The following is an 11,790-nucleotide window of genomic DNA, read 5'->3' as shown; positions in this document are numbered from 1 at the left end:
CCCCGCCGCCGTCCCCGCCCCTGGCCCGGCCGTCGACCGGGAGACCGCCGGTCACCTGCGCGGATGGTCCGATCGCGCGATCCGGCGGGGTCCCTCCGGGTGGACCGGTCGCGGTCCTTCCGGGCGGACCGGTCGGGGCCGCGTCAGACCGCGTACGGAGGACGCCCGGCCCACCAGTGTCCGGGGGCCTCGGCCTCGCGGCTGGTCCAGAACTCGATGATGCCGCCGACGAACTCCTCGGCCGAGAGCACGCCGTCGCCGTCCAGGTCCAGCCGGCGGAACGCCTCGTCGGCGTCGTCGCGGGAGAGGGCGGAGAAGTGGCCGCGCTGGAAGACGAAGAACTCGCCCGCGTCCACCGTTCCGCTGCCGTCCACGTCGGCGATCGCGAGGAAGGCCTCGGCCAGCGCGCCGAACACGGTCCGCGCGGCCACCGGGTCGTCGGCGAGCGAGCGGGTCGAGGCGACGAACTGGGCGCGGTCGATCGAGGTGGTGCCGACCGGCAGATGGGAGACGTGCAGGTCGCGCCAGATCGCGAGGTAGGCGTCGACGATGCGCTCCTCGGTGCCGGAGCCCTCCGCGTGCCCCAGCGAACGGGCCACCGCCCGGCCCATCAGCACATGGTCGTGCTCGGTCAGCCGGCCGTCCCCGTCGGCGTCGAGGTGGTCGAAGCCGTGGTGGATCCTCGCGAGCAGTTTTTCCTCGGACACGTTTCTCCCGGATCGAGCAGATGCCCTGTCGGACCGTCACAGCGGTCGTTCGCTGCACGCTAACCCGCCCGGTACCGGCCGCGCAGGCGAAGACCCGAACTGTCGGCCGACCGCGCGCGCCCCCGTGGACGGCGCCCCCGGGAGCGCGATCCGCTCAGCGCGCGGCGGCCAGCAGCTCCCGGGTGTAGTCGGTGTGCGGGGCGGCGAACAGGCGGTCACGGTCGGTGGATTCGACCAGTCGGCCCCGGTGCATCACGGCCACCCGGTCGCAGAAGTGGCGGACCACCGCGAGGTCGTGGGAGACGAACAGGAAGGCGACGCCGAGCCGTTCGCGCAGTTCCATCAGCAGATTGAGGACCTGCGCCTGGACCGACACGTCCAGCGCGGACACCGGCTCGTCGGCGATGATCAGCCGGGGCTCGGCCGCGAGCGCGCGGGCGATCCCGATCCGCTGGCGCTGGCCGCCGGAGAACTCGTGCGGATAGCGGTCCAGGTGGTCGGCCGGCAGACCGACCTGCTCCAGCAGTTCGGCGGACCGCTGCCGTCGCTCGCCCGCGTCGAGCGCGGTGTGCAGGCGCAGCGGGGTCTCCAGGGTCTGCGCGACGGTGCGGCGCGGGTTGAGCGAGGCGTACGGGTCCTGGAAGACCAGCTGGACCTCCTTGGCGAGCCGCCGCCGCAGCGCCCGGTCGGGCCGGGTGGCGTCCAGGCCGTCGTACCGGACGGTGCCGGCGGTGGCGGGCTGGAGACCGGCCAGCACCCGCGAGGTGGTGGACTTGCCGGAGCCGGACTCGCCGACCAGGCCGAGCGTCTCGCCGGGGGCGATGCGCAGGCCGAGCCCCTCGACGGCCCGCACCGGCTCGGACCGCGTTCCGGGGAAGCGGCGGCGGCCGGGGAAGTGCACCGAGAGGTCCTCGACCTCGACCAGCCACCGCCCGGTAGTGGCCGTCGCCCCGGACCCGGCGGACGTCGCCGTCGCCCCGGAGCGGGAGGACGGCAGGGCGGTCGGCCGGGGCGCGGGCGAGGGGTCGTCGACCGTCGGCAGCGGCGTGCCCGGCACCGAGTCCAGCGTCAGCGCGGCGCCCACCAGGGCCCTGGTGTACGGCTCCCGGGGCGCGGCCAGCAGGGTCGGGGTGGGTGCGCTCTCCACCTCCCGGCCGCCGCGCAGCACGAGGGTGCGGTCGGTGCTGCCCGCGACCACCCCGAGGTCGTGGCTGACCAGCAGCACGGCGGTGCCGTGCTCGCGCTGCAACTCGCCCAGCAGGTCGAGCACCTGGTCCTGGACGCGGGCGTCGAGCGCGGTGGTGGGTTCGTCGGCGATCAGCACATCGGGGTTGTTCAGCAGCGCCATCGCGATCATCACCCGCTGCCGCATGCCGCCGGAGAAGCGGTGCGGGTGGTCGTCCGTCCGGGCGGCCGGGATGCCGACCCGGTCGAGCATCCCGGCGGCCTTCCGGCGGGCCTCGGCGCGGCCCGCGCCGGGGTGGTGCAGCCGGTACATCTCGGCGAGCTGCGCGCCGACGGTGTGGAAGGGGCTGAGGGAGGTCAGCGCGTCCTGGAAGACCAGGGCCACCCGGCCGCCGCGCACCCGTCGCAGCACCTGCTCCCCGGCGCCGACCAGCTCCTGCCCGTCCAGCCGGACCGAGCCGGTGACCGTGGTGGTGCGCGGGTCGTGCAGGCCGAGCACGGCGAGCCCGGTGGCGGACTTGCCGGAGCCGGACTCGCCGACCAGGCCGAGGACCTCGCCCCGGGCGAGGTCGAAGGACAGGCCCCGCACGGCGTGGACGGGTGCGCCGCCGCGCGGGTCGGCGAAGCTGACGGAGAGGTCGCGGACGCTGAGCACCGGCGGTTCGGCGGCGGGCGCGGCGGCGGGCGCGGGCGCGGCGGCGGTGGTCCCGGTCGCGGGGGAGGGGGTCATGGGGAGGCTCCAGGCGGGAGGGCGGCGGGGGTTCAGCCGAGGCGGATGCGCGGATCGAGCCAGGCGATCACCAGATCGGCCAGCGCGACGAACAGCACGACGAAGCAGGCGGCGAGCAGCACGGCGCCGACCACGGCCGGCAGGTCCTGCCCCTCGACGGCCTCGGTGGCGAACCGGCCCACGCCGTTCAGCCCGAACACCGTCTCGGTGATCACCGCGCCGCCCAGCAGCGCGCCCGCCTCCAGGCCGAGCAGCTGCACCAGCGGTCCGGCGGCGCCGCGCGCGGTGTACTTGAGGTGGGCCCGGAGCCGGCCGAGGCCCTTGCCGCGGGCGGTGCGGACGTACTCCTCGTCCATCGTCTCCAGCAGCTGGGAGCGCGAGAGCCGGGCGAACACGGCCGAGTTGACGAAGCCGAGGACGATCCAGGGGAGCAGCATGCCGCCCGCCCAGGCGGCCGGGTCGGTGGCCGGCGGGGTGTAGGAGGGCAGCGGCAGCAGTCCAGTGGTATAGACCAGTCCCCACTGGGTGACATAGCCGAGGAAGTAGATCTGCACGCTGGCGCCGATCAGGGTGAAGCCGGAGAGCAGCCGGTCCGTCCGGGTGCCGTGCCGCAGCGCGGCGACGAAGCCGGTGCCGAGTCCGAACACCACCAGGACGGCCAGCGCGCCCGCCGCCAGCGAGACGGTCACCGGCAGGTGGTCGACCAGGGCCTCGGTGACCGGCTGGTGCAGCCGGTAGGAGTAGCCGAGGCAGGGCGCGTCGCAGTGCAGGGTGGAGCCGTCGACGTCCTGGACGTCACGGCCGGCCACGATCCCGGTCAGATAGTCGGTGTACTGGGTGAGCAGTGGCTGGTCCAGGCCCATGCTCGCGCGGACCGCCGCGACCTGACCGGTGTCGCAGCGCGGACCGCAGGCGGCGCGGGCCGGGTCGGCGGGGGCGGCGTAGAAGAGGGCGAAGGCGGCGGCGGAGACCGCGGCCAGGACGGCGAGCGCCTGGAGGATCCGCCGCAGGGCGAAGGAGAGCATGGTGGCCGGTCCGGGGTCGGGGGGCGTCGGGGCGGTGGTCCCGCCGCGCGCCGCGCGGGGCGGGCGGCGGGACCACCGGGGGTGTGCGGGGTGTCAGGCCTTCAGGTAGAGCCAGGCGAGGCTGACGGACCCGTAGATCGGGTGGACGAACGCGCCGCCGACGTTGGAGCCGCGCAGCTGGTTGACGTTCGGGTAGGCGAACGGCAGCACCGGCAGGTCCTTCATCACCTTCTGCTCCAGCGCGTACAGCTCCTTGGCCTTGGCCCGGGGCTCGCCGATCTGGTTGATCCGGTCGATCTCCTTGTCCACCTCGCCGTTGTGGTAGCGGGCGGAGTTGAGGTCGCTGTTGGCGCGTCCGTCGAACGAGAACGGGACCAGGGTGGAGGGCGTCGGCCAGTCGACCGAGCTGGTCTCCTCCCACAGGTCGTAGGGGGAGTCGGCGCGGTGCGCCTCGTCCAGCAGCGCCTTGGGGTCGATCGGCTTCGGCACCAGAGTGATGCCGGCCTTGGCGAAGCCGTCCACCAGCACCTGCGCCACCCGCTGGCCGTTCGGGGTGTTGGCGTACGCGTAGGTCAGCGCGGCGGGCGGCTGCGCGGCCTTGGCCAGTGCGGCCTTCGCGGCGTCGGGGTCGCCCTCCGGCCTGGCCGGGTTCAGGTCGTACTTCTGCCAGTCGACCAGGGCGGGCGAGCTGAGGGTGCTGGCGAGCTCGCCGGCCCGGCTGCCGCCGAGGACCTGGCGGGCCTGCTGGCGCGGGTAGGCGAGGTTGAGGGCCTTGCGGACCTCGGGGTCGGTCACCCGCTCGTTGTTGATCATGAGGTAGGTGACGAAGGCACCCTGCCGCCCGGCGACGACCAGGTCCTTGGCCTTCGGGTCGGTGTCCACGGTCTGGTACAGCTCGGGGGAGAGCGGGGTCGACACCGTGGTGGCGTCCGCGCCGCCGTCGCGCCCGGAGAGGATCTCCTGGTTGATGTTGAGCGCCTCCTTCCCGAAGGTGAAGACGAACTTCTCCGGGTACTGGCTGCGGATCGGGTCGGTCTCCGCCTTCCAGTGCGGGTTGCGCTCCAGCACCAGCCGGGTGTTCTGGACGTGCTCGACGATCCGGTACGGGCCGGTGGAGAACGGCAGCCGGTCGTAGTCGGTGCCGGTGTCCTTGTCCTTGCGCACCGGCGAGGAGGAGGACTGCGCGGCCATGTACGGCACGTCGGCCTGCGGCTGCGGGAAGTGGAACACCAGGGTGCGGTCGTCCGGCGTCGCGATCGCGGCGAGGTCGCCGTCCTGCGGGCCGGCGTACTTCTTGCGGGCGTCCTCGTAGCTGGCCTCGCCGGTGAGCCACTGCGGCCAGTACGGCGGGCCGACCTCGTAGCCCTTGCCGAAGGAGCGCTCGATGCCGTACTTCACCTGCTGGGAGGTGATCGGCTGACCGTCCTCCCAGGCCACGCCCTCCTTCAGCCGGTAGGTCCAGGTGCGGCCGTCGTCGCTGGCGGTGCCGGTGTCGGTGGCGAGGTCGCCGACCAGCTTGGCCTTGCCGTCCACCACCTGGTACTGGGTCAGCTGGCGGCCCCACAGCAGCGAGGTGTTGTAGGCGGCGCCCGCGTACACCTTCTGCGGGTCGAGGTGGCGGAAGTCGGTGGTGTTGTAGACGTTCACCGTGCCGCCCGCGCGGGCACCGGGGACGGCGGGGGCCGGTCCGGCGCTCTCCTTCTCGGTGCCGAGCGCGGCGGTCAGCGGCGAGGCGTCCTTGGCCGCGCCGCCGGGGCCGGCCGTGGTGGTGGTGCCCGCGCCGGCCGAGCAGGACGTCGCCAGCAGGGCGGTCGCGACGACGGCGAGGGACGGTCTGATCCAGCGCATGGCGAATCTCTCCTTGCCCCGGGGTCTCCGGGGCGGTCGGGTGAACTGTCGGGTGAACAGCGGAAGGAAGGAAGAGCGGTCGGTCGGACCGCGGCCGGGGACGGCCTCAGCGGGCGGCCCGCGGGTCCAGGGCGTCCCGGACGGCGTCGCCGAGCAGGTTGAAGGCGAGCACGAAGAGCAGCAGTGCGACGCCGGGGAAGAACATGTACGTCGGGTCGGCCCGGAACACCTCGGAGCCGCGCGAGATCATCCGGCCCCAGTCCGGGACCGGCTCGTTGATGCCCACGCCGAGGAAGGACAGCACCGCCTCCGAGGCGACGAACGCCGGCACCGCCATGGTGGCGTGCACCAGGAGCTGCGCCCGGACATTCGGCAGGAGTTCCCGGACGACGATGTGGAATCCACTGGCGCCCATCGCCCGGGCGGACTGCACGAAATCCCTTTCCCGGAGTGAGCGGACGGTGGCCCGCAGGGAAAGCGCGAGCGGAATCCAGCCGAACGCGGAGAACACCAGCACCAGTACCAGGAACTGCATCCACTCCGGCTCCGCGGTGCCCGGGTCCACCAGCCGGGACTGGATCACCGGGCTGAGCGCGAGCAGCAGGAGCAGGGTCGGGAACGCCAGCAGGACGTTGGAGAAGAAGCCGAACACCCGGTCGGTGATCCCGCCGAGGTAGCCCACCGCGACCCCGGCCAGCACCCCGAGGGCGGTGGTCACGGTGGCCGAGGCGAAGGCGATCAGCAGCGAGGTGCGGATGCCGTAGAGCAGCTGGGTGAACACGTCGCGGCCCAGGCCGGGCTCCAGGCCGAACCAGAACTCCCCGGAGATGCCGCCGTTCGGCGCGATCGGCAGGCCGCTGTCGCTGAGCAGGCCGGGCGCGTTCTGGCCGTAGTGCTCGGTCGGGTTCTTGCCGTACAGCGCGGCGATCAGCGGGGCCGCCAGGGCGAGCAGCAGGAAGAGTGCCACCACGCCGAGCGCGACGGCCCCGGTGCGGTCGCGGCAGACCCGGCGCAGCAGCCCCGGCGGGGCGGGCCGCACGGGCGGCGCGTCCGATGCGGCGACGTGTTCGACCACTGCCATGACAGGAGTACTCCCCGAATTCCGTGCCGCCCCATGGGTGTGGGTGCACCGACGTACATTTCCGGCGTCCTCCCGGGGGTTTCCCGGGGCGCCGCCGAGCGCCATCAGATCGGACACCGAGGACTTTCCGCAAATCATTCCGAAGGCGTCGGAGAAGCGGTTCCCGGGCTTTGTTTCGGGAATTGTGACGGCTTCATTCCGCCGCAATACAGCCGTAGCACAAGAACGGGCACAAGTGGACAAAAGGTATGTCATGTCCGCTGTCGTCCCGCATTCTGAGATCTCCGCCACAGGCCGTCCGGCGTTGGTACGATTCCGGCGGGCCGCGACTGGCGCGCACGGATGGAATCGACCATCGGGAAGCGGCCCCGTGCCGAATCACGACGCAGTTGCCGAGCGCCTGGGCCCCCGACCTCCCCTTCAGGAGACCGCCATGGCCCCGCAGCCGCACACGGCCGCCACCCCCGCCGCCAACACCGCCTTCCGCTCCGCCCTCGACGTGGTCCGCGAGGTCGAACCGCGGATCGCCGCCGCCATCGGCCAGGAGATCGACGACCAGCGCGCCTCGCTCAAGCTCATCGCCAGCGAGAACTACGCCTCCCCGGCCGTCCTGCTCACCATGGGCAACTGGCTCAGCGACAAGTACGCCGAGGGCACCGCCGGCCGCCGCTTCTACGCCGGCTGCCGCAACGTCGACACCGTCGAGAACATCGCCGCCGAGCACGCCCGCGCCCTCTTCGGCGCCGACCACGCCTACGTCCAGCCGCACTCCGGCATCGACGCCAACCTGACCGCCTTCTGGGCCGTCCTCTCCCAGCGGGTCGAGAGCCCCGCCCTGGAGCGCGCCAAGGTCCGCAACGTCAACGACCTCACCGAGGCCGACTGGGCCGAACTGCGCCGGGAGCTCGGCAACCAGCGCATGCTCGGCATGTCCCTGGACACCGGCGGCCACCTCACCCACGGCTTCCGCCCCAACATCTCCGGCAAGATGTTCGATCAGCGCAGCTACGGCACCGACCCGGCCACCGGCCTGATCGACTACGACGCGCTGCGCGCCACCGCCCGGGAGTTCCGCCCGCTGATCCTGGTGGCCGGCTACTCCGCCTACCCGCGCCGGGTCGACTTCCGCCGGATGCGCGAGATCGCCGACGAGGTCGGCGCCACCCTGATGGTCGACATGGCCCACTTCGCGGGCCTGGTCGCCGGCAAGGTGTTCACCGGCGACGAGGACCCGGTGGCCCACGCCCACATCGTCACCACCACCACCCACAAGTCGCTGCGCGGCCCGCGCGGCGGCATGGTGCTCTGCACCGAGGAACTCGCCGAGCACGTCGACCGGGGCTGCCCGCTGGTGCTCGGCGGCCCGCTCTCGCACGTCATGGCCGCCAAGGCGGTCGCCTTCGCCGAGGCCCGGCGCCCCGAGTTCCGGGACTACGCCCAGCGGGTCGTCGACAACGCGCAGGCACTCGCCGAGGGGCTGCTGCGCCGCGGCGGCACCCTGGTCACCGGCGGCACCGACAACCACCTCGTGCTCGTCGACGTCTCCGGCCACGGCCTGACCGGCCGCCAGGCCGAGGCCGCGCTGCTGGACTCCGGCATCGTCACCAACCGCAACTCCGTGCCGGGTGACCCGAACGGCGCCTGGTACACCTCGGGCGTGCGGATCGGCACCCCGGCGCTCACCACCCGGGGCCTCGGCACCGCCGAGATGGACGAGATCGCCGGGCTGATCGACACCGTGCTGCGCGCCGCCACCCCGGCCACCACCGCCGCCGGCGCGCCGTCCAAGGCCCAGTACCTGCTGGACCCGGCGGTCGCCGAGGGCGTCGCCAAGCGCGCCGCCGACCTGCTCGCCGGCTTCCCGCTCTACCCGGGTGTCGACCTGGCCTGACCCGCGGCACCCGCCCGGCCGGGGCCACCCGCCCCGGCCGGGCCCGGCCCGGTTCCCCGCCCGCTCCCGGGGGCCGTGCTGATGACAATCGGGTGGTCGGACGGCACTATGGGACGAACCGTTCCCGCGTCGCGCAAGGGTCTCGGTCAACTCCGCGCACAAATTGCCGGGGCCCGAAATTCTTTGCTCCGAGCCCGCGCAACTCCGCTCCGTGGCGAGTAGATTGCAGCGAACTCGGGCACCCCGGACTACGGTCGGTGTCAGGCCGGGTTGCTCCCGTCTGCCCGCACTGCCCTCCGGGCCCGGCCGCGGACGCGGACCGCCCGGACCGTCGCAGGGCCGCAGCGGCCGACCCCGAGTCCGGAGATCGTGCCCAATGGTCGTTCGTACCTGTTAGGAGCCGCCTCGTGACCGACGCCGCACTCAGTTCCGACCAGCAGCGACCTGCTGAACCGGGGGTGCTCGACGACGTGCCCGGGTGGTTCTGGGACCAGGACCGTCACCTCTTCGACTGGTTCCTCGGCCGGCAGGAGAAGGCCGGCCGCTCCGGGGACCTCATGGAGATGGGCGCCTACCTGGGTCGCAGCGCGATCGTCATCGGCTCGCACCTCCAGCCGGGGGAGGCCTTCACGGTCTGCGACCTCTTCGACTCCGACGCCCCGGACGACGAGAACGCCGCCGAGATGGACATGTCCTACCGCAGGACGCTGACCCGCACCGCCTTCGAGACCAACTACCTCGCCTTCAACGAGCGGCTGCCGGAGATCGTCCAGGCCCCGACCTCGACGCTGGCCGGCGGCCGGGTCGCGCCCGGCGCCTTCCGCTTCATCCACATCGACGCCTCGCACCTCTACGAGCACGTCGCCGAGGACATCCAGGTGGCCCGGACGGCGCTCGCCTCCGACGGCATCGTGGTCCTGGACGACTACCGCTCCGCCCACACCCCGGGCGTCGCCGCCGCCACCTGGGAGGCCGTGTTCAACCACGGACTGCGGCCGATCGTGCTGACCGACAGCAAGTTCTACGGCACCTGGGGCGACCCGGAGCCCGCCCAGCTCGACCTGCTGGCACGCCGCGGCACCCTGCCGCACTGCGACATCAGCAGCGAGTCGGTCGACGGACACCGGCTGGTCCGGATCAGCGGGAGCGACGCGGGGGCCGAACCGTTCCGGGTGTCCCGCCACCACGCCCGGCTGGCCGCCGAGGCTGAGCACCGCGCGGCCGAGGAGGCCTTCCGCGCCGCCGAGCGCGACCGCGAGACGGCCGACCGCGACCTCGCCGACCGCCGCGCCCGCGCCGCCGAACGCCGCCGCCCCGCCAACGTCGCCAAACGCGCCGTCGGCGACCTCCTCCCCCCGGTCGTCACCTCCGCCATCCGCCGCGCCCGCCGCGGCTGACCGCCCGGGGCCTCCACAAGGCGAAAGTGCCGGTCGGGATCTCGCCCGACCGGCACTTTCGCCCCTGGCTCAGAAGCCCGTCGCCCCGAAGAACCCGGCCGTGCGCCCGTCCGGCGTACCCACCAGGGCTGCACGGTCGAGCAGAATGTTGTTGTTCTCGCAGCTGGTCTCCGGCAGTAGGAGGCAGGCATGGCAGGCAGCCAGATCGAGCCCGTCTGCGCCGCTAGCCTCGGATTCCATGCACAGTGGATCGTTCGAGCACCAACTCGCCCGTTGCAGGGCCGAGCGCAGACCCGCGGCGAGCCGGTCGGGTTCCCCCTGGGCCACGATGCCGCCGAGGCTCCCGGCGGAGTCGCTGGTGGCCGTGTAGATCAGGATGCCCGCCATGTCCTTGTCGACATAGAGCCGCTCGCGCAGAGCAGCCGCGGGGTAGCCGCCGTCCAGGCTCCACTCGTTGATCAGTACATGGGCCAACGAGTGGAGCAGCAGATAGCGGGGAGCCGCGGGTGAGCGGGGAGCGGCGCCGGCGCTTCCGGCGCGGTCCTCCAGGAGGCGCTGGTGGTTCTCCCGGACCCTTCGGGCGCGGGAGACCGGCCCGGGGGTCTGCTCCCACTCCCGGAGCCGCTCCTCGTCGAGCCGGACGAACACGCCTTCGCCGGAGACCTCCATGGCCGGGAGCCAGTTCTGCGGTGTGCGCGAGATCCGGGCCCGCCGCGAAGGGGCGTCGGCCATGCTGGGCTCGTCCACCCGGGTGAACGACTCGAGAGCCCGCACCTCGCGCAGCCGGTGCAGCAGCATGACCTGTTCGATACCGTGCGAGCGGGTGAGCGGCAGGACGGAAGAGATCGGGGGCTCGCAGACGAAGTCCTGGTGCTCGGCGTCCTCCCGCTCCGGGTATTCGCGACGGAGCGTGTCGTACTCGTCACGGTAGATCTTCTCCCGCAGGCTCTGCGATCGCCCGTCCGAGGTCCCCTCGACGACCGCTCCGGCCTGGCGCCACTGTTCGACCAGATCGACGACCTCGTCGGCGGAGTACTCGGGGTGCTTTCGGAGCACCCCTTCGACCTCCAGGAAGCCGCGGATGCCCGCCGGTGAGGCGTCCTTGAGCTTGTCGTAGTAGCGGGACACGAGCTTGGCCAGTCCCTCGCTCCACGGGGGGATCGACAGCGCGGAGTGCACCACGGGGAACCAGACGGAGGACGAACCGCGCTGGAGGGTGCGCGGCCGGAGACCGCACGACTCGTGGGGTTCGTCCTTGAGCCAGGGAAGCCGCCCGGTGCAGCTGAGCCCGAGGTCCTTGAGGGCCTTCCGCCGGAAGGCGCCCTCCATGGACACGGGGTCGGCACCACAGCTGCAACTCACGACCACGCCGCGGAGTGAGGCGGTCGAACCCTCCGTGCGCAGGGACAGACTCCCGCCGCAGGAACCGCCGCTCGGTCGCCCGGTGCCGCGGTGCACCCAGTGCCAGTAGGGGAAGTCGTCCAGATGGCCGTTCTCGCAGGCCACGACGAATCGGGACGGTACGAGATCCTCCGAGCAGAGCGAGCACTCCGCCTTTCCGGCCGGGGAGTTGAACCGCTGGAAGGGGGCCAGTGAACCGCACTGCGGACAGGAGTACACGAGGGGGAACCGGGTGGCACGCACGCCGTCCCTGGCCCGGGTCGGGTCGGGAGCCGGCGGCAGCCGGAACCCGCTCACGCCCAACTGCTGCGCGAGGCGGGGTTCCACCACCGTGACCGCCTCGGAGGTGTCCCAGGAGTCGATGCCCCGGACCATGAAGGACTCGTTCTCGACTGCGATCATGGCGCCGACACCGTACGTGGTGACGAGCTGGGTACGACGGATCTCGCCCAGGCGGCGGGCGGCGCGCACGGGCGAGGCCAGGGGGCCGCGACGACGGGTGCGGGGCGGTAGGGGGCTCATCGC

The 11,790-nt window shown here is 72.8% G+C and carries 8 protein-coding genes and 1 riboswitch; of the genes, 2 read left to right on the top strand and 6 right to left on the bottom strand.

The features are described 5' to 3' along the window. Positions 1-143: 143 nt before the first annotated feature. From VR45_RS13480 to VR45_RS13460, 5 genes are all read right to left on the bottom strand, one after another. Complete coding sequence (locus tag VR45_RS13480) at positions 144-707, bottom strand: EF-hand domain-containing protein (protein ID WP_045939966.1); 564 nt, start codon at positions 705-707, stop codon at positions 144-146. A gap of 154 nt (positions 708-861) precedes the next feature. After that, positions 862-2,622, bottom strand: a complete 1,761-nt coding sequence (locus VR45_RS13475) for an ABC transporter ATP-binding protein (protein ID WP_045939965.1) — start codon at positions 2,620-2,622, stop codon at positions 862-864. A gap of 32 nt (positions 2,623-2,654) precedes the next feature. After that, on the bottom strand, positions 2,655-3,647 hold the full coding sequence (locus tag VR45_RS13470) for an ABC transporter permease (protein ID WP_045939964.1): 993 nt from the start codon (positions 3,645-3,647) through the stop codon (positions 2,655-2,657). A 93-nt stretch (positions 3,648-3,740) separates the two neighbouring features. Beyond that, positions 3,741-5,495, bottom strand: coding sequence for an ABC transporter substrate-binding protein (locus tag VR45_RS13465; protein WP_045939963.1), 1,755 nt, complete (start codon positions 5,493-5,495; stop codon positions 3,741-3,743). Positions 5,496-5,601: 106 nt separating this feature from the next. Further along, positions 5,602-6,576 (bottom strand): ABC transporter permease, encoded by a 975-nt coding sequence (locus VR45_RS13460; RefSeq protein WP_045939962.1) that lies wholly within the window; start codon positions 6,574-6,576, stop codon positions 5,602-5,604. Positions 6,577-6,891: 315 nt separating this feature from the next. After that, positions 6,892-6,989, top strand: a riboswitch (ZMP/ZTP riboswitch). A 20-nt stretch (positions 6,990-7,009) separates the two neighbouring features. Between VR45_RS13460 and VR45_RS13455 the strand changes: the two genes are divergently transcribed. Together VR45_RS13455 and VR45_RS13450 are read left to right on the top strand one after the other, a co-directional pair. Continuing rightward, on the top strand, positions 7,010-8,467 hold the full coding sequence (locus tag VR45_RS13455; protein WP_045939961.1) for a glycine hydroxymethyltransferase: 1,458 nt from the start codon (positions 7,010-7,012) through the stop codon (positions 8,465-8,467). 407 nt (positions 8,468-8,874) lie between these two features. Continuing rightward, on the top strand, positions 8,875-9,864 hold the full coding sequence (locus VR45_RS13450; protein ID WP_107084179.1) for a class I SAM-dependent methyltransferase: 990 nt from the start codon (positions 8,875-8,877) through the stop codon (positions 9,862-9,864). Positions 9,865-9,933: 69 nt separating this feature from the next. Here the strand turns inward: VR45_RS13450 and VR45_RS13445 are convergent, their stop codons facing one another. Then, entirely contained in the window at positions 9,934-11,787 is a 1,854-nt protein-coding gene (locus tag VR45_RS13445; protein WP_045939960.1) for a DUF1998 domain-containing protein, read from the bottom strand. Positions 11,788-11,790: the final 3 nt, after the last annotated feature.

It is taken from the genome of Streptomyces sp. NRRL S-495 (assembly GCF_000966955.1).
Classification (GTDB): domain Bacteria; phylum Actinomycetota; class Actinomycetes; order Streptomycetales; family Streptomycetaceae; genus Kitasatospora; species Kitasatospora purpeofusca.
Note: the sequence above shows the minus strand (reverse complement) of the source record. Positions and strands in the feature narration are given on the sequence as shown.